We start from the raw sequence: 22,810 nt of genomic DNA on the forward strand, positions 1-22,810 counted from the left end.
GTAGTGGTAGCGGGGACAGGATTTGAACCTGCGACCTCTGGGTTATGAGCCCAGCGAGCTACCGAGCTGCTCCACCCCGCGATGCATCTACGAAGTTACTCCCGCGCGTACGGCCAATGCAAATCACGTGACAATCGCGTGCCTCCACGCCCGCCGAACGCATGCATTCGAGGCAGTCCTTCTCCGCGTCTATCACGTCGAAGCCCACAGAAAATAGTGCTCCGCGTCTCTTTTCATGCATGTTTCACGTCACATAACAGTCGGGTTACGAAGGGGAAACATTAGCGCCACGAGCCCGGCTGAGCTGGCAAAAGACCCCCAACCGTCCCACCATGTGGGCATGCGTCGTCCCATTTTCGCTCCGTGACGATGAGTGAATCCTCGACTACCTTCACGGACGGCCCTAAACCGCTGGGCATGCACCACCCCGCCGCTCCCTTCGCTCTGCCCCGCGGGTGTGGTCCCCAAGACGTACGGGGGCAGAGCCGCGACGATACGAAGTGCCTGGTCATTCTCGCCATAACGCCGGCGAAACGATTGCAGGCCAGTCGCGCCAGTCGAGCGCGGAGAGGATTCACCCCGAATGACCACACAGAACAATTTCGGCAAGCGTGCACTCGGATTGGCCGCCATCGCAGGTGCCGCCGTAGCAATCCCCCTCGGCCTCTCTGCCGGAACCGCCAGCGCAGCCACCCACAACTGGGACGGCGTCGCACAGTGCGAAAGTGGTGGCAACTGGAGCATCAACACCGGAAACGGCTACTACGGTGGCCTGCAGTTCTCGCAGAGCACCTGGACGGCCAACGGTGGATCCGGATCGCCGGCCAACGCATCCAAGGCAGAACAGATCCGCGTAGCGGAGAACACCCTGCAGAGCCAGGGACCGGGCGCATGGCCCGTATGCGGGCAGCAGCTGACCACCGGCACCTCGACGCCCGCACCCGAGGCCGCTCCCGCGCCGAAGGCCGCTCCGGCTCCGGCACCCGCACCGGCCGTCGCACCGGAGGCTGCAGCCGCCACACAGGCTGCGCAGGGCGCATTCGATGCAGCATCCAAATTGGCCGACCAGTACGGCCTGAGCACTCAGTTCCAGCACCTCGTCGCTGCGAACTCCCCCGTGCTCGCGCCCATCGGACGCTGATCCCGAGCAGTTCACACGAGCTGCAGCTTCACAACGAAAGAGCCGCCTCACCGTATCGGTGAGGCGGCTCTTTCGCTCATGTCAGCGAGACCCGACCGAACAGATCAGCTACCTGCTCGGTTGTAGGCGTCGACGGCGGTCTGCAGATTCTCGAGTGCAGTGCCGAGATCCGCCAGGTTTCCGCTCTGCTGCGCGGTGCGCACAGCGGAGAGAGCAGAATTCAAACCGGAGACAGCCGCATCCCGGGTCGTCGAAGAACCGGTGGCCGGCGCCGGAGTTGCCGAAGGCGTGCCGCCGTCGGACGGCGTCGTCTCGGGCACGGCACCCGGCTGGGTGGTGCCGTCGGTCTCACCGGGTGCGGTGACGGTCCGTCCGGCGCCCGCTCCGAACACCTGCTCGATGGCTTCGGGCAGGGTCGCGGCATAACCGACTCGACCCTCGTACGAAACCAGCACTCGAATCAACTGCGGGTACGCCGATGCCTCGTTGGTACGCGAGGCGTACACGGGCTCGACGTAGATCAACCCACCGTTGCCGACCGGAAGGGTCAGCAGGTTGCCGAACTCGACGGTGTTCTCACGGCGCACGATGCCCAAGCTCTCGGACACGTCCGTCGTCGTCGTCATCTGGTTCTGCACCTGATTCGGACCCTGAGTGGATGTATCCGTCGGCAATCTCAGCACGGTGATCTTGCCGTAGTTTTCCGGATCGGAATCTGCACTGACGTACGCGCCGAGAACTTCACGCCGGTAACCGACCAGCGCACTGGTCAGCTGGAACGACGCCTGGTTCTCCTCGTTGGAGACATCGGACGCGACCACGTAGTACGGCGGCTGCTTGGCCGAGGTGTTCTCCGCCGTCGGGTCCGTCGGAACTTCCCAGAAGGCGTTGTTGGTGAAGAACTCTCGCGGATCGTTGACGTGGTACTTGGTGAGCAGCTCACGCTGGACCTTGAACAGGTCCTCCGGGTAACGGAAGTGATCGCGAAGTTCGTCCGACACCTGATCCTTCGGGATGACGGTTCCGGGGAACACGCCTTCCCATGCCTTGAGCACAGGATCGTTCTCATCCTGTTCGTAGAGCTTGACGGTGCCGTCGTAGGCATCGACAGTGGCCTTCACCGAGTTCCGGATGTACGACACTTCCCGGCTCGGCAGCGCACGCGTCGTAGTGGACTCGATGCTGTCGGCGGTGGCGTCTTCGAGCGACATCCGCTGGGCATACGGGAAGTTGTCCAATGTGGTGTAGCCGTCGATGATCCAGACGAGCTTGCCCTCGACGATCGCCGGGTAGGTCGATCCGTCGGTGGTCAACCAGGGTGCAACCTTCTGGACCCTGTCACGGGGATCGCGATTGAACAGAATCTTCGACTCGTCACCGATCACACTCGAGAAGAGAATGTTGCGTTCGGCGTACTTGCTGGCGAACACCAGACGGTTGAAGAAATTGCCGATGTTCACCCCGGCCGCACCGTCGTAGGTGTAGCTCTTGCTGTCGGTGTCGTACTCGCGAGGCTCGCCGGTGGAACCGACGATCGAGTAGTCGGCATCGGAGTTGGCGATGACCGGTCCGAAATAGATGCGCGGCTGATCGAGGTCGCCGGGGCCGTCCTTGCGAATCGAGCCCTCGGCATCGTTCTCGATCCAGTTCACCTGGTAGTTGGGGTAACCGCCCCGTCCGCCGCTGGATTCGTCGGCGACGGCTTCGTCGACGGAGTTGGCAGGTGCTGCCACGAAGCCGTTTCCGTGGGTGAACACCGTATGGCGGTTGATCCAGTCGCGCTGGTTCGCGTCGAGCGTCTGCGGTGAGATCTCGCGCGCGGCAACGACGTAATCGCGTAGGTTGCCGTCTGCATCCGGATACCGGTCCACGGCCAGCGTGTCGGGGAACCCGTAGAAGTTTCGGATCTGACGCTGCTGGGTGAAGGTCGGTGCCAGGATGTTCGGGTCGAGCAGACGGATGTTGGACATGGTCGCCGACTCCGACGCCACCTCACCGGGGCTCAACGCCGCTTCGCCGGAGTAGTTCCGATAAGTGACCACGTCATCGGTCAACCCGTACGCGGCTCGGGTGGCCGCGATGTTGCGCTCGATGTACGTGCTCTCCTTGTCGGCCGCGTTCGGACGCACCGAGAACTGCTCCATCACCAACGGCCAGACTGCACCGATCAGGATCGACGAGAGCACCAGCAATGCCGTGGCCAACGCCGGAATTCTGAGGTCGCGCAAGAAAATTGCCGAGAAGAACGCGATCGCACAGATCACTGCGATGGCCAACAGAATGAGTTTTGCCGGCAACACGGCATTGATGTCGGTGAATCCGGCTCCGGTGAATGTCGGCTCCTTGCGACCGCTCGACAGCAACGTGTACCGGTCGAACCAGTAGGCAACGGCCTTGAGCAGAACGAAGCTGCCGGCGATGACAGCAAGTTGAATTCTCGCCGAGCGGGTGAGTGCACCTTCGCGCCCGGCGAGCCGGATCCCGCCGAATACGTACTGCGTCACCAGGTTCGCGAAGAAGGCAACCAAGATGGCAACGAACAGCCAGTTGAGGATGAATCGGTAGAAGGGCAGGTCGAACGAGTAGAACCCGACGTCGAGGCCGAACTGCGGATCGGTCTGGCCGAAGTCTCCGCCGTGCAGGAACAGCTGCACGGTCACCCAGTTGGTCTGAGCGATCATGCCGGACAGGAATCCGAACACGACCGGAATTCCTATGCCGAACAGGCGCAACCGGCTCATCACCGTGGTGCGGTACCGCGCGATCGGATCGTTGGGACCGGCCACCGGAACGAACACCGGACGGTTGCGGTACGCCAACAACAAGGCGGCGAACACGATGAGTCCGACGACCAGAGCGACGACGAGGAAGATCACCAAGCGCGTCAGCAGCGTAGTGGTGTACACGCCACGGAAGTCGACTTCGCCGAACCACAGCCAATTGGTGTACATGTCGATCAGACGGGGACCGATGAGTAGCAGACCTGCTGCTACCAAGGCCAGTACGAGCAAGATCCGGCTTCGCCGCGACAACGACGGCATACCGGTGGGGGGCCTCATGCCCACGAGCCACACTCCAACTTCGGGCGGCGCCGACGGCGCCGCAGATGACTTAGGCGGTGCACATTCCGTGCACCGCATGTCCGTTTCGCCCTACTGTACGTACGTTGATCCTACGGCTGCGACGCCCGTACTGCGGCCACTGTCGACCGCAGGTCAGGAGGGTCGGCATCCATAGAACCATCCGGATGCGAGGATAGTGCCGTGAGCAACGACAGCGACGGACTGCCCGGCCGAGACGATTTCGGTGACGAGTTCGACCCCGAGTCGGGTGGACAGGATGTGGCGCAGGCTTTGGCCCGGTGCGCGCGTGAAGTGGCGGACTTCGTCGACGCAGGCGGATGGCACCAGGCGCCTCAGATGTTCGCCTTGGTACCCACAGCGACTCTTGCAGCAGCGGAACCCGGTCTGCTCGACGACTTGGCCGACGGCGCAGCTCTGACTCCGATTCAGCAGCACTCACTCCCCGATGACATCACCGGCGGCTCCCCGGCCCTGGACGAATTCCTCGCCACCTCGACGTGGCCCGAGGGTGTCGTCGGATGCGCTCTGGTGCAAGAGATCGTCGTACTTCCCCCGGCCGCCGAGTCGACCCTCGACGATGCCTTGATGCCGTTGCTCGCCGATCCCGACGCAGCGGACCGAGCGGCGCGCTCGGCCGCCGAGAACCATCCCGAGAAGCGGGATGCCCGGTTGATCGTCGCGGTCCTCAAGGACGGCCCATCGCTGACACTGCTGCAGTTGCACCCGGACGAGGACGCAGACCCCTTCGCGCCGATCGACCTTCGCGTCGCAGAAAATCTGGCACCGAACGTCGTACACGGGCTCTACGCCACCTTCGACACCGTCGAAGACGACTGAGCCGGGTCAGCTGCAGGACGGCGCGTCGGCACCTGAGCCGATCGCCTGCAACGCCTCGACAGCACTGTCCAGTGATTCGACGCGCACCAGGCGGAGTCCGTCGGGAACGTTCTGTAGCGCCTCACCGCAGTTCGCGTCCGGAACCAGGAACGTGGTGGCTCCCGCTTCACGGGCGGCGATCAGCTTGTACGGAATGCCGCCGATCGGGCCGACCGTTCCGTCGGCATCGATGGTTCCGGTGCCTGCGACGAACTCTCCGTTGCTCAATTCGCCGGGACTGAGTTTGTCCACCACTGCGAGGCTGAACATCAGTCCGGCCGAGGGTCCGCCGACGTCGGCGAGGTTGAACTTGACCTCGAACGGGACCCCGGGCTGCTCTTCGGGAGTGACGCCGAGGTAGCCCTTGGATGCGTCGTCGGGCCGCGCGCCCAGTACCACCGCACTCGTCTGCGTCGTACCGCCTCGCACGTACTCGATGTCCAGCGAATCGCCCGGCGCTCGGGCGCTGACGGCCTCACGCACTGCCGCCGCGGTGGCCACCGGGCTGCCGCCGACCGAGACGAGCGTGTCCCCCACGTTCAGCACCCCGGCGGCGGGTCCATCCTCGGCCACACTCGCCACAGCCAGCGACACAGGCAGATCCAGGTGGTGCAGGGCGGCAAGTTCGGCGCTGGACTCGGACTCCTCGAAATCCGCTTGGTTGCCCTCCTGCACTTCTTCCTTCGACTTGTCCGGCGGATAGACCTCTTCGCGCGGCACGAGGCCCTGACGACCGCTCGCCCAGAAGCCGATGGCCTCGAACAGATTCAGCTGGTCACGCACGGCCACGGTCGTCATGTTCAGATGCCCTGCCGTCGGATCGACGTCGGTTCCGTCGATCTGCACCACGGGCACTCCGTCGACATCACCGAGGGTGTTGTATGTGGGGCCGGGGCCGAGGGCGGCGAACGGAACGGTGACGACCGATCCGGTGACGCCCAGCACCACCACCGGTACCAGCGCAGCGACAAGAGTGGCGATCCTTCGGTTCACTCGGTAGACACTAGATCCGAACGCGCGGCGCTGTGGATACCGCCCCTGCCGGAGCCCGTTGCGCGCAGCGCCGAGTTCGTTCTGCGCGCAGCGCCGAGTTCGTTCTGCGCGCAGCGTCGAGCTTCTTCTGTTCGCCGTCAGCGTGACGATCTTTCGCGCTCCCCGTGCACATGGCTTGTACCGTTGAGACATGAGCAATTTTGGTTTCGGTGCTTCCGACGACGACCCGGACAAGAAGAAGGATCCGGACGGTTCGGGCAACCCCGCCGGTTTCGGCTTCGGTGCAGAGGGCTTCGACCCTGCCCAGCTGGGCCAGATGCTCACCCAGTTCGGTCAGATGCTCAGCGGCATGGGCGCTGCCGGTGCCGGTGGGGCCGGTTCCGGACCGGTGAACTACGACTTGGCCAAGCAGCTGGCTCGTCAGCAGATGGGTGATTTCAGCCCGGTGTCGGCGGGCGAGCGAGAGGCGATCACCGACGCCGCGCACCTGGCCGAGCTCTGGCTGGACGGGGCGACGACACTGCCTGCCGGTGCTACGAAGACCGTTGCATGGACGCCGGTCGACTGGCTCGACAACACGATCGACACGTGGAAGCGACTGTGCGACCCGGTCGCCGAGCAGATTTCGGGTATGTGGACATCCGGCCTCCCCGCCGAGGCCCAGCAGATGGCCGGGCCCATGATGGGCATGCTGACGCAGATGGGCGGAATGGCCTTCGGCTCGCAGCTCGGTCAGGCCCTCGGGCAACTCTCGAAGGAAGTACTCACCTCGACCGACATCGGCCTACCGCTCGGACCGTCGGGCACGGCGGCGTTGTTGCCGTCGGCCATCGCGTCGTTCAGTGAGGGTCTCGAGCAGCCCGAGCGTGAGGTTCTGGTGTTCCTCGCGGCGAGGGAGGCTGCACACCAGCGGCTATACAGCCACATTCCGTGGTTGCGGCAACGGGTTCTGGCCACAGTCGAGGAATACGCGCGCGGGATCCGGATGGACTTCTCGGCTATCGAGGAGGCAGCAGCGGGCCTCGACCCGTCCGCGCTGACCGATCCGTCGAAAATCGAAGCAATCCTGCAGCAGGGTGCCTTCGAGCCACAGACGACGCCGGAGCAGAAGCATGCGCTCGAGCGTCTGGAGACACTTCTGGCCCTGGTCGAAGGATGGGTCGAGACCGTGGTCGCGGCTGCGCTGGGCGACCGGCTGCCCGGGGCTGTGGCACTCGGCGAGACCATCCGCCGACGTCGGGCGTCGGGTGGCCCGGCCGAGCAGACCTTCGCCACGTTGGTCGGCCTCGAACTGCGACCACGCAAGGTTCGCGAGGCAGCCGAGCTGTGGCGCCAACTCCTCGCCGCAGCCGACATCGAGGGACGCGACGGAGTGTGGGCCCACCCCGACCTGCTGCCCGACTCCTCGGACCTGGACAACCCTGCGGCGTTCATCGACCGCGTCGTCGGTGGTGGAACCTCGAACTTCGACGACCCGATCGCACAGCTCGAGGCGATGGAGGCCAAAGAACGCGCGGAAGCCGAACAGGCCGCGGGCAAGGACGACGAGAGCAAGGGCGACGAGAGCACCGACGGTGATCCCGAAAAGGGTTCATCCACAAGCTGACCCAGTAGATTTCGGACGAGTTCCACTTCTCGGTCGAACGCCTGCTCGGAGGCACAGCCACCCTGTGGATAACGTGCCTCGGGCGGGCGTTCACGGGAGTGTTCGCTGTCAGAGTGTGTTCCATGATCACACCGACCGTTCGACTCGATCCTGCGGTGGCAATACTGCCTCGACGGGACGGCACCGTTCAACTGGGCTGGAGCCCCGAGACCAGCGTTGTCGTCACTCCGCCTCCCGGTGCCGAGCCGGGTTCGATACTCGAGCTGCTCCGGCTCCTCGCCGCAGGCCGTTCGAGGCCTCATATCGTCTGTCATGCAATGACATTGGGGCTGTCCGCCAATCGAACATCGGCGATGCTGGGCGAGTTGGAGGAGTCCGGGTTGCTGATGCACGGCACGAGCGGGCCCGCCGGGTCGCAGCACAGTACGCCGGACCGGCCGGGGACGGTACGGACCATCCACCTCGTCGGGCGGGGTCCGCTGTCGGACGCATTGGCCTCGGGCCTGAGTAGGACCGCCGCCGAGGTGAGCCGGTCGAGCCTGACGCCGACGCGTTACCCACAGTCGGCGGTGAATTCGTGGACCTACGACATCGTCGTACTCGCCGACGATCTGGTCGCCGAGCCTCGGTTGGTGACCGATCTGGTGCGTATCCGCATCCCACATCTTCAGGTGCGGCTGCGGGACGGGAAGGGTGTGGTCGGCCCCTTCGTACTGCCCGGCCGAACGAGTTGCCTGCGCTGCGCAGATCTGACTCGCTGCGACCTCGATCCCGAGTGGCCGCATCTGTCGGCTCAGCTCCTCGGCACTGTCGGCCAGGCCAGCAGCGCGACGGTGCTGGCCACGGCCGCGTTTGCGTTCGCTCAGCTCGAACCCCTCATCGGCCGTTCCGACGCGTCGATGCCCGAAACCGCCGACTGCACGATGGAGCTGGATCTCGCAGCACGTGCAACCACGGTGCACAAAAGACTGTGGTCCAAGCATCCGCACTGTGATTGCTGGCATTGACCGGACGCGGTCACCTCGGCCGATACGGGCCGGTCCGAGCAATTGTCGGAAGGTTCAGCCATGATGGAGTTGTGTCTGACATACCGCGCCGTGGATCGACTCGTACTGCAAAACTGGCCAGCATTCCACTGGGAATGGCGGGCCGTGCCGCTGTGGGCTTCGGCAAGAAGCTTGCCGGCGGAAATCGCGACGAGATCGATGCGGACATGGCCGCCAAAGCTGCAGAACAGCTCTTCTCCGTTCTCGGGGAGCTCAAGGGCGGTGCCATGAAGCTGGGGCAGATGCTCTCGGTGATGGAAGCCGCCGTTCCCGAGGAGTATTCCGAGCCGTACCGGGAAGCGCTGACCAAGCTCCAGGCGCAGGGTCCGCCCATGCCGGCAAAGACGGTCCACAGAGTGTTGGATCAACAACTCGGAACGGCGTGGCGATCACGCTTTCTCGATTTCGACGACACTGCGATCGCCTCGGCGAGCATCGGCCAGGTGCACCGGGCCACGTGGTCGGACGGACGGGACGTCGCAGTAAAAATTCAGTACCCGGGTGCGGACGATGCATTGCGTTCCGACCTCAAGACTCTGTCGCGTTTCGCGAACCTGTTCAGCACTGTGCTCGCGGGCACCGACGTCAAGCCGGTACTCGAGGAGCTCACTGCCCGCACCGAGGACGAGCTCGACTACCGTATCGAGGCCTCGAATCAGCGGGTGTTCAGCAAGGAGTTCGCGGGCGATCCGCAATTCGCGATACCCAAAATTGTTGCCAGTGCGCCCAAAGTCGTTGTCAGCGAATGGATGACGGGTCGACCGTTGGCCGACGTCATTGCAAACGGAACGGCCGAGGAACGTAACCGGGCAGGCGAGCTACTTGCCCTGTTCGCGTTCGTGTCACCCGCTCGGGCGAAGTTGCTGCACGCCGACCCGCATCCAGGAAACTTCATGATGCTCGAGGACGGGCGCATGGGCGTCATCGATTTCGGTGCGTGCGCTCCGATGCCCGACGGTCTTCCACCGGTTCTCGGCCGGATGGTCTCCCTCGCGCGCGACGAGAAATTCGACGAACTCGTGGTGTTGTTCACCGAGAGCGGTTTCGTGGTGCCGGGCCGAACGGTGACAGAGAAAGAAATCGCGGACTACCTGCGTCCCTTCACCGACCCGATCCATACCGAGTCGTTCCACTTCACCCGCGCGTGGCTGCAGAAGGCCGCGGGTACTGCCGCAGATTTCAACAGTGCTCAGTTTCGCACTGTTCGAGCATTGAACATGCCTGCCGAATACGTGATGATCTTCCGCGTTCTCGGTGGACTGGTGGGAATCTGCGCTCAGCTCGACGCCTACGCGCCGTACATGGCAATCCTCACCGAGTGGATGCCCGGCTTCACCGACTGAACGATTCGGTGACGCCGGGCATCCGTTCCGGAGATCATGCTGCGTTCTTACGTGGTCGTCCGCGAGGACGCTTGCGGGCGATGACCACTCCTTGATCGAGGATCTCCCCGCCCCATACGCCCCAGGGCTCGGCACGGTCCAATGCCGCATCCAGGCAGGTACGCCTGATGGGGCATTGAGCGCACAGCGCCTTTGCCTGCTCGAGTTCGGCAGGGGTGTCGGCGAACCACATGTCGGGGTTCGCCGCTCGGCAGGGTACGGACAGCTGCAGCTCGGCCAATTCGGTCGAGCCCAGCTCGGTGGAACACCTTGCAGCGTAGGCACTTTCGGACTCTGTTCGGCATGTCGTCCGGATCGTGGCGGTTGACACGTCGGTCTCCTCTACTTTTCGTGCGGCGTCGTTGTCGGTTCGAGGGGTGATGCGAACCATGTCGGCCTCACGTTCGGATAGAGGTACTACCTGAACGACAAAGGCCACGGTCCGCGTTGTGCGGGTCCGTGGCCTGGTGGGCTTTCGAAGCGTCTACCTACTGTGAAGTCGGTGTCTGCTGTCGAGCACGGACGCGCCTGGTGCGCGGTGACGTCGGGCTGCCTGAGCAACGGCTTTCGCTCCTGGTGCCAGGGCAACCTGGGCGGAATTCGACCCCGAGGCCGCGTAGGCGGACTCGTCGATGGGGCCGAAAGCGGAGGAACGAATCCACGTCTGCGCAACAGAGCCTGCGGCGGCGGCATGAGTGCCGAGGGGGGCAACTCCGACAGCTGCCGTGCCGAGGACAGGGCTGAACGCGACGGTTGCATCGGCAACGGCGGCGTGGAATGTGTTGATCATTTCTTTCAGCTCCTGTTCTGGTCTCGTTGGCGGATTGGACAGTGCGCGATCTCCCGCGGCACGTGAAACAGACTAAGCCCCCTGCCGATATCTGCACAAGTTATTTTTGACCAGCAGTTTCTCGGCGTTTTATACCCGCCCGGTCAGCTGTCCGTAGCGCGCACGACTGCGAGTACGTCTTCGCCGAACCGCTCCAACTTCTTGGCTCCGATTCCGGGGATGGCGACGAGTCCCCGCTCGTCCTGCGGCTGCTGCTCGGCGATGGCAGTGAGCGTGTTGTCGCTGAACACCACGTATGCCGGCACTTTCAATTCACGGGATTTGTCCAGTCGCCATGACTTCAGGGCGTCCAGCAGGGCGATGTCGACGTTCGACGGGCAACTCTCGCATCGACCGAGCATGGTCGCAGACGTCCCGATCAACGGCTTTCCGCACAACCGGCACTTGGGTCCGGACTTCTTGGCAGCGGGGGCCGCGATACGCGAGGCGGGCGAATCCTCGGGCACGAGACCGATGAGAAACCTGGACCGCCGGCGGGACTTGCGCCCACCCTCGTTGCGGGCGAGCGCCCAGGACAGATGCAGGTGGACCCGGGCGCGTGTAACACCGACGTAAAGCAGTCTGCGCTCCTCCTCGATCGCGGCCTCGTTGTTGGCGCTGGGGTCGTTACCGATCGCGTGCGAGATCGGCAGAGTTCCGTCGGCGAGGCCGACGATGAACACCGCGTCCCACTCCAGCCCCTTCGCCGCGTGCAAGGACGCCAGCGTCACACCCTGCACAGTCGGAGGATGCCGCGCTTCGGCACGTGCAGCGAGCTCCCCCAGCAGTTTCTCGAGGGTCAGGTCCGGCTCGTGCACGAGAAGTTCTTCGGTGAGTTGCACCAGGCCGCCCAACGAGGCCCATTTCTCGCGGGCCTGCGCACCGGTCGGCTCGGTTGCCGTCAGGCCCAGCGGTGCGAGTACAGCCCGCACCAGAGCCGTCAGACCGTCGCCGGACTGCGCGCCGTCGGGTAGATCGTCCCGACCGGCCGCCTGCCGCAGGGCGTTGACGCCCTGCCGCACCTCGGGTCTGGTGAAGAAGCCCTCCCCGCCGCGCACCTGATACGGAATCTTCATTTCGGTCAACGCCTGCTCGTGTGCCTCGGACTGAGCGTTGATGCGGTACAGAATCGCGATCTCGGCCGGCTCGACCCCCTTGGAGATCAACCTCTTGACCGCCCGCGCCACGCCGTCGGCCTCCGCCGGCTCGTCGTCGTACTCGAAGAACTCCGGCTCGGGCCCTGACTCCCGCTGACCGATCAATTGCAGACGGGTGCCGGCGATACGCCCGCGAGCGGCTCCGATGACACGATTCGCCAGCGACACCACCTCCGGCGTCGACCGGTAGTCACGTTCGAGCCGAACCACGGTGGCCTCGGGGTACTTGCGAGAGAAGTCCAGCAGATATCGAGGAGACGCGCCGGTGAACGAATAGATCGTCTGGTTCGCGTCGCCGACGACGGTGAGATCGTCGCGGTCGCCCACCCAGGCGTCGAGCACCCGTTGCTGCAGTGGTGTCACGTCCTGGTATTCGTCGACGACGAAGCAGCGGTACCGCTCGCGGAATTCGTCCGCCACCGACGAGTGCTCTTCCAGAGCTGCGGCCGTGTGCAGGAGGAGGTCGTCGAAATCGAGCAACATGCCGTCACCGCCTCGGGACTTGAGCTCCTCGTACCCGGCGTAGACGGCCGCGACCTTGGCGGCATCCATCGGCACGTCGCGGCGATTGCTGGCCGCGATACGCGGATAATCCTCGGGCGCGATCAACGATCCTTTGGCCCACTCGATTTCACCTGCGAGATCGCGGATCGCGTCGGTCGAGGTCGACACTCCGGCGCGATTGGCCGCCTGCGAAACAACGGCGAACTTGCGATCGAGTAGCTGCCAGCCGGTGTCTCCGACGACCTGCGGCCAGAAGTATTTGAGTTGCCGCATCGCCGCGGCGTGGAACGTACGGGCCTGCACGGGAGGTCCGTCTCCCCCGACCCCGAGCTCGCGCAGGCGGCCGCGCATCTCGCCGGCAGCGCGAGCGGTGAACGTCACCGCCAGTACCTGCCCCGAGGACACATGCCCCGCCGAGACGAGGTGCGCGATGCGTCGAGTGATCGTGCGGGTCTTGCCCGTGCCTGCACCGGCGAGAACGCACACCGGGCCACGAGGAGCCAGTACGGCCGCGGATTGCTCCGGATCCAGTCCGGTGGTCATCGCGTCGTCAGCCATGTGGTCCATTGTGTCAGTGCGCACCGACAGTTCCGCCCGGGCCTGAACCTGCCGGAACAATGGGGTCGGTGCTCCTGTTGACTCTTGTCGTGACCACTACCGAGAACACTCCGCAGACCCCAGCCGCACTCACCGTCTACTCCACCACGTGGTGCGGTTACTGCCGCCGACTCAAGACCCAGCTCGACGAGGCGGGAATCACATACGCCGAGATCGACATCGAGCAGAACCCGGAAGCCGCCGACTTCGTCGGAAGCGTCAACAACGGCAACCATGTGGTGCCGACCGTCCTCTTCGCCGACGGCTCGACTGCAACCAATCCCGGTCTGGCCGAAGTCAAGCGCGCGCTGTCGCTCTGATCGAGCGTCAGACCGTGGCCGCCCACGCTTCGAGCATTCCGCGCGCGATCGAGATCGAACCGGGGAGCAGCAATCGGGAGGTCGAGTCCGATCCCCAGTCGCCCAGCTCCAGCGCCGCGACAACCTCGGCTCGATCGAACCAGTGGGCTTCGGCGATCTCGCCGTCCTGGAAAAGCAACGGCTGTTCCGGGTCGGCGACAGCCGAGAACCCGATCATCACCGACCGCGGGAACGGCCACGGCTGGCTACCCAGGTAGTCGATGTCGGAGACGTCGAGGCCCACTTCTTCCTTGATCTCCCGTGCCACACACGTTTCAAGGGATTCGCCGGCCTCGACGAAACCCGCCAGAACCGAGAATCGCCGCTCGGGCCAGGCCGGTGCGCGTGCCAGCAGCACTCTGTCGCCGCCGTCGTGGACCAGACAGATCACTGCGGGATCGGTGCGGGGAAATTCCTCGTGGCCGGTGGACGTACTGGTGCGAGACCACCCCGCGTTCGACGGAACCGACGGAGCGCCGTCGAGCGAGCTGAACTGCGCGCTCCCATGCCAATTGAGGATCGCCAGCGCACCGGTCACCATCGACAGTGCAGTGCTGTCCAGGCGATCACCGTCGGTACGCAGGTCGCCGAGCGTGCCCTCCAGGACCTCCACCCGCCTGGTCCATACGTGCCGGTCCCCGTGGATTCCGAGAAAGACCGCATCAGCGGTGGGTTCCGGTGCAACATCGACGGCGGGAGTGAGGATCAAGCTGTCCTCGTCCACGCCGAATCTGCCTCTGCCGTCCACGTTCAGTAGTCGGCCGGTCGACCAGCCTGCTGCGAGTGCGGCGGTGTCTCGGCGTAATTCCTCGGCCCTGTTCAGCGGTGACCGGGAGAGGCGAGGTGGGTGAGCGAGGTGGAATGTCGGCACGCTCGGAACCCTACTCGGACTTCGTTACTCACCCACACGACGGATGTACAGCAGGCGATCGGACGCCTCGACGGCATCGACTTCCGGGGTGCCGACCCGGAAGAGTTTGCCGCCCCGCACGACTCCGAGCACGATGTCGGTGAGGTGCCGCGGCGAGCCGCCCACCTCGTCGCGCTCGACTTCGCGCTCGGCGATCGCGAAGCCCGCCTCCGGCGTCAACAAGTCCTCGATCATCTCCACCACGGACGGTGTGGAGGTGGCGATGCCGAGCAAGCGGCCCGCGGTCTCGGAGGAAACGACCACCGAATCTGCACCGGACTGACGCAGCAGGTGGGTGTTCTCCGCTTCCCTGATGGCCGCGACGATCTTGGCCTTGGGAGCGATCTCGCGGGCGGTCAGAGTCACCAGCACGGCGGTGTCGTCTCGGTTGGTCGCCACGATGATGGCCGACGCATGCTGGGCCCCGGTGAGTCTGAGCACGTCGGACTTGGTCGCCGAGCCGTGAACGGTGACCAAGCCCAGAGCCGACGCGGCATCGAGCACCGTCTGATCGGTGTCGACAACGACGATGTCGGACGCCGGTACGCCGTCTCCGAGCATCGCGTCGACTGCGGTTCGGCCCTTGGTGCCGAAACCGATGACCACGGTGTGATTGCGCACGCTGCGTCTCCATCGCTGAATTTTGAATGCTTGCCTGGACCGCTCGGTGAGAACCGACAGCGTCGTTCCGACCAGCAGAATGAGGAACAGGACCCGAAGTGGTGTGATGACAAGAATATTGACCAGCCGCGCCGACGGGCTCATCGGCGCGATGTCACCGTATCCCGTTGTCGACAGCGATACCGTCGCGTAGTAGAACGCGTCCAGGAAGGACAGCTCGCCGTTCTGGTTGTCGCTGTAACCGTCACGGTCGAGGTACACGACGAACGCAGCGAGAAACAGGATGCCGAGCGCCATCAGCACCCGCTTGTAGATCGCGCTCCACGGACTCGATTCCAGCTCCGGGACTCGGAGCACTCCGACGAGCGCGAAGTCGGGCTTGTCGGTCAGCGCGCCACTGTCGCTCAGGCGCGCACGCAACCTACCTGCCACGTCGCCCACCGAAGTGTGCGCAGAAGTCGAGATCATTCACGGCACGCAGCGTAACCCCACACAACGAATCTGTGCCGACGACTCGGGATGTGGCACGGTAAGTGCATGACACAGCGACCAAGTCAGGCAGCCGCACTGCGCCTCGCCGGACTGCTCACCGGAGCCGGCATTCTCCATTTCGTCACCCCGACGTTCTTCGACGCGCAGGTTCCGACGGCACTGCCGGGTTCGGCTCGCACGTACACCCAGGTATCGGGAGTCGCCGAGCTCGCGGTGGCCGCAACACTTGCCACGCCTCGCACCCGCCGACTCGGCGGCGCACTCGCGGCCGCTCTGTTCGTTGCCGTCTTCCCCGCCAACATCAACCTCGCATGGAAGTACGTGCAGAGCTCCAAGACTTCACCGGCGCTCAAAGCAGCCATGATCGCCCGTCTGCCGCTGCAGATCCCGCTGGTCACCGAGGCTCTGAAGGCTCGTCGGAACGCGCAGTAGCGTCGATCGGCGTCGACACGGCCGGACCCTCCAGAAGTTCGGCCAAAGCTGCTGCGTCCGGGAGGTTCTCGGGCGAGATGGTGTGGCCGCTACGGACATAGTGGAACGCCGCGCGAACGCGGTCCAGCGAAACCGGTTCGGCCTGCCCGATCGACATCAGCTCGGCCCACGCCAATCGGTAGGCCGCGAGTTGCATCGCCACTGCCTGCTGTTCCGACGCCGTCGGCTCTGCACCGGTTTTCCAGTCGACGACGGTCCAGCCGCCGTCGGGGTCCGCGAACACGGCGTCGATTCGACCGCGCAGCACCGTGCCCGCCACGGACGTCTCGAACGGGACCTCCACCTCGACGGGGCTGCGCAGCGACCATTCCGAGTCCAGGAACGCCTGCTGCAACGTTTCCAGGTCGACGTCGGCCGACGCACCGGTATCGGCCGAGCCCGGCAACTCGTCGAGGTCGAGCAACCGGGTTGCACCGAACCGCCGCTCGACCCAGGCGTGAAATGCAGTTCCTCTGCGCGCCAATGGGTTCGGAGGAAACGGCAACGGCCTGCGCAGTCGCGATGCCAGGCCATCGGGATCTGCGGCCAGGTCCACCAACTGCGTCACCGACAGGTTGCCCGGTAATGCCACGTCGACTCCCGCGACCGACCTTGCTGCCCGCTCCGCCAGCAGGGTCTCGACATCGGCAGCCCAGTTCTCCGGGTCGGTCAGGGTTGGGTCGTCCGTGTTCTCACTCGAATTGCGCTGCGCCGCATCGCCATCTGCCAGTGCGCGTAGCACCTCCCGCGCACCGCTCTCGACCGCACCACGTCTGGATCCGAGCGGGTCTCGCGGCCAGGACGCCGTGTGCGGCACAGCCCCGAGTGGGTTCTGCACTCCGTCCTCCGGAGCCGGGGCCCACTGCTCGATCACAGCCGCGGCGTCATCGGATCCGCTGACCTGCCTGTGCAATTCGTCGAGAAACTCCGATGGCCCACGCGACTTCGTCGACGTCTGGTCCCAGTGGTGCGCGGACACCAACAGCACCCGTTCGGTTCGGGTCAGCGCCACGTAGAACAGCCGCCGGTCCTCCGCGAGCCGGCGGCGGGCGAGCGCATCCTTGTGGTTCTTTACTGCATCCTCCAGGTCCTTCCGGTTGTACAGCTGGTCGAGCTCGAGAACCGGAACGCCCTCGGAGCCCTCGCCGTCGAGCGCGCGATCACCGCGCAGCGACGGCGGTAGTTCGGCCATGGCTCCGAGCCACGTCGAGGACGCGTTCGAGGACGGGAACACGCCTTTCGCTACGTGCGGCACGGCCACGACCTCCCATTCGAGTCCCTTCGCGGAGTGGACAGTGAGCACCTGAACTCGATGTGGGGCGACCTCGACCTCGCCTGGAGCGAGGCCGTCCTCGACCGTCTCCGCAGCAGCGAGGAACGACAGAAATCCGGTCACCGTGGCGGTGGGATTGTCGGCGTAATCGGCCACCACGTGGGCGAACGCATCCAGATGTTCGCGGCCGACTGCCCCGTCGGTACCGATCGGTGTGCGGGCTTGCGCTTCGACACCGATGTTCATGATCCGCTCGATGTCGCCGACCAATTCCGTCAGCGGTTGCCCGATTCGGTCGCGCAGCAGGTGCAGTTCACCCGCCAGCGCGACGATCCGCCGGTAGCCGGCCTCCGAGTAACGGTCGTCCGGACCCGGATCGGCTATGGCGTCTGCCAGGCCCGCCTGCTCGGATTGCTCGCCGGGCAGTGCGCTGCCGAGTGCGGCGTCCAACGCCTCGGGGTCGTCGACCCGACCCGCGGTGCCGTACCCGCTGCGGATCTCGAGTTCTCGGGCGCGCTGGGAGAGTGCCCGAAGATCCGTCGGGCCGATCTGCCACCGAGAACCGGTGAGGATGCGCATCGCGGAACTGCCGGCAGTCGGGTCGGCGACCAGTCGCAGCATCGCGATGATGTCTGCCACCTCGGGAACGTGCAGCAATCCGCCGAGCCCGACGACCTCCACGGGTAACCCACGGCTGCGCAGTACCTCTGCGATGGGTTCGGCATCGGCGTTGCGTCGCACCAGAACTGCAGCGGTGGGCGGCGGCCGATCCTGCTCGAGGGCCGAGCGGTACTCCCCCGCGATCCGGTCGGCAATCCACTCGCGTTCGCCCAGAACGGTCTCGGTGACGGCAATTCGGACGTCTCCGGGAACAGCTCCGGGACGGGCCCGCAGAGTCGGCACCGGAACACCGACGCGGCGCAGAGGATCGGTGATCAGGTTCGCCAGAGTCAGCGCCTCGGGCGGATTTCGCCAACTGGTGAGTAGTTCCAGTCGAGGGGCTGGACCACCGTCGGCCTGCGGAAAGTCGGTGGCGAACCGTGGCAGGTTCGCTGCCGAGGCACCGCGCCAGCCGTAGATCGATTGCATCGGATCGCCGACCGCCGTCAGCGCCAACGTGGGGTCGCCGCCCGATCCGAACAGTGACGACAGCAGGACGCGTTGAGCGTGCCCGGTGTCCTGGTATTCGTCGAGCAGTACCAGCCGAAAACGTTGCCGTTCGGCTGTTCCCACCTCAGCATGCTCGGCCGCGACCCGCGCCGCCATCGACATCTGCGAGCCGAAATCCAGAGCGCCCTCTCGGCGCAGAGTCTGGCCCAGCCGTTCCACCAACGGCAACAACCCGATTCGTTGATGCTGCGCGTCGAGGATGTTCAGCAACTCTTTGGTGGGGCCGCCGCGTTGTCGCGGGCCGGGCCCGAGCGTGTGCACCAGCTTCTCCAACTCCACGTGTGCCTGGCGCAGCTCATCGGGATCGACGAGATGCTCGGCCAACTGGCCCGAGAGCGCCAGCACCGCCTCGGTCACCGACGTGGGGTTTCGGTCGGTGTCCAGATCGCCGTCCCAGGTGCTGACGACGCGGTGCGCCAGCTGCCACAGTTCGGTTTCCGAGAGCAGTGTCGCGGACGGTTCGATCGGCAGCAGCAATCCGTGCTCGGTGAGCAGTCGGCCTGCGTAGGAGTGATACGTGCTCACTTCGGGCTCGGCACCGAGAATCCGTTCACGCAGTGCCAGACTGGGATCGAGTGCGCGCACCAGATCGGATCCGGCCAGCCGAGCCAGCCGCGCCCTGATCCGAGACGTCAATTGCTGCGCAGCCTTTCGCGTGAAGGTCAGGCCGAGCACCTGGTCCGGGTCGACGAAACCGTTGGCCACCATCCACACCACACGGGCGGCCATCGTCTCGGTCTTGCCCGCCCCCGCTCCTGCCACCACGAGCATCGGGCCGGGCGGGGCCGCGATCACCGCAGCCTGCTCGTCGGTCGGCGGATGCTTCTGGCCCAGTGCCCGGGCGAGCTCGACCGGCGACACCCGCACCGAACCGGTCCGTTTCTTCGTCGGTGTCGTCACTGCTCGGTCACCTGCCTGCCGGTCTCGTGTGCCGGGCAACTGGACTTGACCGGGCAGTGCCTGCAGCCGTCGTTCACGCGCGCCTCGAATGTCGGCCCCTGCGTGGCCGACGCTGCCTGGTGCACGGTGTCCCGCCACTCCTCGAGTTTCTCCGGTGTCGGAACTTCCTGTACGCGCTGAGTCGCCCCGTCCTTGTTGTGCGGTTTGGCAACGAACACCAGCCGGGCCCCGCCGGGTTCGCTCGCAGGCTCGCCCTCGATCGCACCGGCTGCAGCTGCAACTTGGTAGGTGGCCAGCTGATGGTGGTTACGTGCGTCCTCCTTCGACATGACGGTCTTCGCCGTCTTGACGTCGATGATCACCGGCCGACCGTCCGGGTCGTGTTCGAGTCGATCGATACGTCCACGCAACGCGACCGCCGGCTCGTTCTCGGACCGCGCTTCGAGGACGCCGTCGACCTGTACTTCCACTCCGGCCTCGGTGAGCTCGCCTCGACTGCCGTGCAGCCAACTCTCGAATGTCTCCAGCATGGCCCCGGTTCGATCCAGCTCATGCCGCGAGTACCACTGCGAACCGAGATCAACTGCATCCCATGCTGTTTCGAGAGCACGACGAAGTTGCTCCGGTGGCATCCGACCGGCCACTGCCTGGACGAGAGTGTGCACGAGAGTGCCGGTGACCGCATGGGTGTTGGTGCCGTCGTTGCCGCCGTGACGTTCGAGCATCCACCGCAGCGGACAGGTGGTGAGTTGTTCCACCGTCGACGGCGACAACGGCACCGGACCGTCGCCGAGCTGCCACAACGGCGCGTCGGTGCTGAGCCCCGCCACGCCGAACCACTCGTCCGGATGCGCGCCTCGGACACCGGCGTCGGCGAGAGTGGCCAGATGGCGAGCAGCTCGGGCTCGCTTGTCCGGATCCTGCTCGGCAACGACTGGATCGCACACGACACTGCGCAGCTCGGCAACCAGCATCGGCAGCGCCAACACCCGATGTGCGGACTCGGGCGCTTCGAGCGGAAGGAGGGACTCGCCGTCGACGTCCACCCCGCGCAGTTCGTCGACGAAGCGGGAACGAACGAGGTCGGCATCGCCGGTACTGGAATCGACGGCAGTGACGAGCAGAGTCGATCGAGCGCGGCTGCACGCCACCAGAAACAGCGTGCGCTCCTCGGCGAGAAGGGGTGCCGATTTCGACAGACGCCCGTCGAGTGCTGCTCCGGCGTCGAACGTTCCGGACACGAGGTCGACCAGTGTGTCGGTTCCGAGGAGGCTTCCGCGCGCTCGGAGCCCCGGCCACAGACCTTCCTGAACCCCGGCCACCGCAACGAGCTCCCATTCCCGACCCGCAGCAGAGTGCGCACTGAGCAGGGTGACGGCGTCGGCCCGAACCGTGGCGCGATGCGAGTTCAGAGTCGGAATCTCCTGCTGCGCAATGTAATCGAGAAACCCGCCGATCTGTGCCCGCGGCAGTCTGTCGACATATGCTGCCGCCGCATCGAACAACGCAACCACTGCATCGAGGTCACGGTCCGCCTGGGCACCGGCCGAGCCACCCCACGCGGACGCGCCGGCCCACCGACGTTCGAGACCCGATGCCTGCCAGGCTGCCCACAACACGTCCTCGACACCGCGACCCGTCCGGGCAACCGCCCTCGCCTTTCGGATCACGCCGAGGGCTTTGCGCAGTGGCGCGGACTCCACATCCGACAGTCCGCCGATCCAACCGCTCTTTCCACGAGAATCGTCGGTGAGGACGCCCCTGAGAAGTTCGGCCGAGTCGCGTTCACCGCCCGACGCGAGCTCGAGTCTTCTCATGCCCCTACGCAGTCGACGTAGACCAACCGGATCGGCTCCGCCGATCGGCCCGGACAGCAATGCCAGTGCATCTTCACCGTCGAAGGTCGGATCTGAGATCGCACGCAGTACCAGCAGTAGACCCACCGCGCCGTGCTGGCGATGCAGCGGAAGCTCGGAAGTGGGCGTGACCATCGGAACACCTGCTGCGTGCAGTGCCCGGCGCAACGGTGCAACGGTCCTCGGCACCGACCGCACCACGATGGCCATCTCGGACCACGGCATACCGTCGATCAGATGGGCTCGCCGCATGGCGTCGGCGATGATCGCGGCTTCCTTGGCCGGCGAGGACGCGACATGCACCCGCCCCGCAGGGTTGCCGAATCGGGCAACGGCCACCGGCTCGGGACACCGGTGCCGACCCAGCCCGGGCAGACGCCTCGCCACGATGTCGGTCAACTCGGCAACCTCCGGCACGGACCGGTGATTGCGCGTCAGCACCACTCGCCGTGGCGAATTCACCTCGACCAGGTCGGCCACGAATGTGGGATCGGCACCACGAAAAGTGAACACGGACTGATCGGGGTCCCCCGCGACGACGGTCGATTCGGTGTCGGTACCGATCAGCCGAACCAATTGTGCTGCTTGCGGATCGAGGTGCTGAGCATCGTCGACGACGAGGTGGCGGATGCGGGCACGTTCACTGCTGAGCAGTTCCGGGTCGGTGGCGAACGCCATCAGCGCGGCACCGATGAGCTCGGCGGCATCCAGACCAGGTGCCGTGGCTCCCGCAGCTTCGACGCCCACTGCCCCGCGCAGCAACATGGCCTGCTCGTACCGAGCGGCGAACCGCCCGACCGCAACCCACTCGGGTTTGCCGTGCTTGCGACCGAGTTTGACGAGGTCTTCCGGCCCGATTCCGCGTTCGGCGGACCTGAGCATCATGTCCCGCACCGCCGTCACGAACCCCGAGGTGCCGAGCGCCGGACGCAACCGATCCGGCCATTCCGCGGCACCGTCCTCGAGGTCGCCGCGCAGCATCTCGCGCACCACGGCGTCCTGTTCGGCACCGGTCAGCAGCCGCGGTGGCGGGTTGCCGTAGAGAGACGCCTGGAGCCTGAGCACCGCGAAGGCATAGGAGTGCACCGTCCGTACCAACGGCTCACGTGTCGCTCTCAGCGCGTGGTCTCCACTGAAGAGGCCGGAGGTGATCACCTCGCGCACCGCGGTTGCCGCCCGTTTGGACTGTGTCAGCACCAGAACCGATTCCGGGTCCCCGGAGACGATGCGCGAAACTGCGTAGTCGGCGACGAGCGATGTCTTACCCGTTCCGGGGCCACCGAGTATCTGCCACGGATTCCACCGGGGTGCGCCGTGCGCCGCCTCCGCCGCCGAATCCGGTCGTGACGACAACAGCCGAGCAGCCGCGCCGACCCACGTGCGGGCGGGCCGAGCCACCTTGGGTGCACGGACGAGGGTGACCGTCGCGCCGTGCCTGCCGTCCGTGCTCATGAGTACAGATGCAATCACGGACCACCGACAACGCTCGCCTCAGTACCGAGGCGCCCGCACCGGACCGGCAGAATCCGCGGCGGCACGCCATG

The 22,810-nt window shown here is 65.4% G+C and carries 16 protein-coding genes and 1 tRNA gene; 7 read left to right on the top strand and 10 right to left on the bottom strand.

Features of this window, described 5'->3' with window-relative positions:
* Positions 1 to 4 precede the first annotated feature (4 nt).
* A tRNA-Met gene (locus tag CH305_RS24860) sits at positions 5 to 81 on the bottom strand.
* Between the two features lie 502 nt (positions 82 to 583).
* On the opposite strand from CH305_RS24860, the gene CH305_RS24865 reads away from it, so the two are divergent.
* On the top strand, positions 584 to 1,141 hold the full coding sequence (locus tag CH305_RS24865; protein ID WP_032376935.1) for a transglycosylase family protein: 558 nt from the start codon (positions 584 to 586) through the stop codon (positions 1,139 to 1,141).
* A 104-nt stretch (positions 1,142 to 1,245) separates the two neighbouring features.
* On the opposite strand, the gene CH305_RS24870 is transcribed toward CH305_RS24865, so the two are convergent.
* A complete protein-coding gene (locus CH305_RS24870; protein WP_176457632.1) occupies positions 1,246 to 4,206 on the bottom strand; it encodes a UPF0182 family protein in 2,961 nt (986 codons plus the stop codon).
* A gap of 276 nt (positions 4,207 to 4,482) precedes the next feature.
* Between CH305_RS24870 and CH305_RS24875 the strand changes: the two genes are divergently transcribed.
* Positions 4,483 to 5,061 carry a PPA1309 family protein gene (locus tag CH305_RS24875; protein ID WP_094705332.1) on the top strand — a complete coding sequence of 193 codons (579 nt, stop codon included), beginning with the start codon at positions 4,483 to 4,485 and terminating at the stop codon, positions 5,059 to 5,061.
* Positions 5,062 to 5,067: 6 nt separating this feature from the next.
* Here CH305_RS24875 and CH305_RS24880 read toward each other — a convergent pair whose 3' ends face one another.
* Positions 5,068 to 6,093 (bottom strand): PDZ domain-containing protein, encoded by a 1,026-nt coding sequence (locus CH305_RS24880; RefSeq protein ID WP_037155721.1) that lies wholly within the window; start codon positions 6,091 to 6,093, stop codon positions 5,068 to 5,070.
* A gap of 190 nt (positions 6,094 to 6,283) precedes the next feature.
* On the opposite strand from CH305_RS24880, the gene CH305_RS24885 reads away from it, so the two are divergent.
* The 3 genes from CH305_RS24885 to CH305_RS24895 all read left to right on the top strand — a co-directional run bounded on the left by CH305_RS24885 (position 6,284) and on the right by CH305_RS24895 (position 10,088).
* Positions 6,284 to 7,699, top strand: coding sequence for a zinc-dependent metalloprotease (locus CH305_RS24885; protein WP_032403098.1), 1,416 nt, complete (start codon positions 6,284 to 6,286; stop codon positions 7,697 to 7,699).
* 122 nt (positions 7,700 to 7,821) lie between these two features.
* Complete coding sequence (locus CH305_RS24890) at positions 7,822 to 8,706, top strand: hypothetical protein (protein ID WP_032403097.1); 885 nt, start codon at positions 7,822 to 7,824, stop codon at positions 8,704 to 8,706.
* Between the two features lie 71 nt (positions 8,707 to 8,777).
* Positions 8,778 to 10,088 (top strand): AarF/ABC1/UbiB kinase family protein, encoded by a 1,311-nt coding sequence (locus tag CH305_RS24895; protein WP_032376930.1) that lies wholly within the window; start codon positions 8,778 to 8,780, stop codon positions 10,086 to 10,088.
* A 34-nt stretch (positions 10,089 to 10,122) separates the two neighbouring features.
* Here the strand turns inward: CH305_RS24895 and CH305_RS24900 are convergent, their stop codons facing one another.
* The 3 genes from CH305_RS24900 to CH305_RS24910 form a co-directional block, all read right to left on the bottom strand.
* Positions 10,123 to 10,383, bottom strand: a complete 261-nt coding sequence (locus CH305_RS24900; RefSeq protein ID WP_170944861.1) for a WhiB family transcriptional regulator — start codon at positions 10,381 to 10,383, stop codon at positions 10,123 to 10,125.
* A 228-nt stretch (positions 10,384 to 10,611) separates the two neighbouring features.
* Positions 10,612 to 10,917 carry a hypothetical protein gene (locus CH305_RS24905; protein ID WP_094705140.1) on the bottom strand — a complete coding sequence of 102 codons (306 nt, stop codon included), beginning with the start codon at positions 10,915 to 10,917 and terminating at the stop codon, positions 10,612 to 10,614.
* A 143-nt stretch (positions 10,918 to 11,060) separates the two neighbouring features.
* The gene (locus CH305_RS24910) at positions 11,061 to 13,175 is read right to left on the bottom strand and encodes an ATP-dependent DNA helicase UvrD2 (RefSeq protein WP_371828256.1); all 2,115 of its coding nucleotides are present in this window, start codon (positions 13,173 to 13,175) and stop codon (positions 11,061 to 11,063) included.
* Between the two features lie 59 nt (positions 13,176 to 13,234).
* Here CH305_RS24910 and CH305_RS24915 point away from each other — a divergent pair, with 59 nt between their 5' ends.
* Positions 13,235 to 13,534, top strand: coding sequence for a mycoredoxin (locus tag CH305_RS24915; RefSeq protein ID WP_052058841.1), 300 nt, complete (start codon positions 13,235 to 13,237; stop codon positions 13,532 to 13,534).
* Between the two features lie 7 nt (positions 13,535 to 13,541).
* On the opposite strand, the gene nudC is transcribed toward CH305_RS24915, so the two are convergent.
* On the bottom strand, positions 13,542 to 14,444 hold the full coding sequence (gene nudC / locus CH305_RS24920) for an NAD(+) diphosphatase (RefSeq protein ID WP_094705142.1): 903 nt from the start codon (positions 14,442 to 14,444) through the stop codon (positions 13,542 to 13,544).
* Between the two features lie 24 nt (positions 14,445 to 14,468).
* The gene (locus tag CH305_RS24925; protein WP_032378149.1) at positions 14,469 to 15,536 is read right to left on the bottom strand and encodes a TrkA family potassium uptake protein; all 1,068 of its coding nucleotides are present in this window, start codon (positions 15,534 to 15,536) and stop codon (positions 14,469 to 14,471) included.
* Positions 15,537 to 15,641: 105 nt separating this feature from the next.
* Here CH305_RS24925 and CH305_RS24930 point away from each other — a divergent pair, with 105 nt between their 5' ends.
* A complete protein-coding gene (locus CH305_RS24930) occupies positions 15,642 to 16,028 on the top strand; it encodes a membrane protein (RefSeq protein WP_032378148.1) in 387 nt (128 codons plus the stop codon).
* Here the strand turns inward: CH305_RS24930 and CH305_RS24935 are convergent.
* Together CH305_RS24935 and CH305_RS24940 are read right to left on the bottom strand one after the other, a co-directional pair.
* Positions 15,991 to 19,410: an ATP-dependent helicase gene (locus CH305_RS24935; protein ID WP_094705334.1), complete on the bottom strand. Its 3,420-nt coding sequence runs from the start codon at positions 19,408 to 19,410 to the stop codon at positions 15,991 to 15,993. The genes CH305_RS24930 and CH305_RS24935 overlap by 38 nt on opposite strands.
* Entirely contained in the window at positions 19,407 to 22,718 is a 3,312-nt protein-coding gene (locus CH305_RS24940; RefSeq protein ID WP_094705144.1) for an ATP-dependent DNA helicase, read from the bottom strand. Before CH305_RS24940 ends, CH305_RS24935 begins: the two co-directional genes overlap by 4 nt.
* Positions 22,719 to 22,810: the final 92 nt, after the last annotated feature.

Source organism: Rhodococcus sp. 15-649-2-2, assembly GCF_002258645.1.
Lineage (GTDB): Bacteria > Actinomycetota > Actinomycetes > Mycobacteriales > Mycobacteriaceae > Rhodococcoides.

Coding starts and splice junctions, on each gene's coding strand:
- CH305_RS24910 (WP_371828256.1), bottom strand. CDS start 13,175: ATGGCTGACGACGCGATGACCACCGGACTGGATCCGGAGCAATCCGCG.
- CH305_RS24930 (WP_032378148.1), top strand. CDS start 15,642: ATGACACAGCGACCAAGTCAGGCAGCCGCACTGCGCCTCGCCGGACTG.
- CH305_RS24905 (WP_094705140.1), bottom strand. CDS start 10,917: ATGATCAACACATTCCACGCCGCCGTTGCCGATGCAACCGTCGCGTTC.
- CH305_RS24865 (WP_032376935.1), top strand. CDS start 584: ATGACCACACAGAACAATTTCGGCAAGCGTGCACTCGGATTGGCCGCC.
- CH305_RS24890 (WP_032403097.1), top strand. CDS start 7,822: ATGATCACACCGACCGTTCGACTCGATCCTGCGGTGGCAATACTGCCT.
- CH305_RS24915 (WP_052058841.1), top strand. CDS start 13,235: ATGGGGTCGGTGCTCCTGTTGACTCTTGTCGTGACCACTACCGAGAAC.
- CH305_RS24885 (WP_032403098.1), top strand. CDS start 6,284: ATGAGCAATTTTGGTTTCGGTGCTTCCGACGACGACCCGGACAAGAAG.
- CH305_RS24940 (WP_094705144.1), bottom strand. CDS start 22,718: ATGAGCACGGACGGCAGGCACGGCGCGACGGTCACCCTCGTCCGTGCA.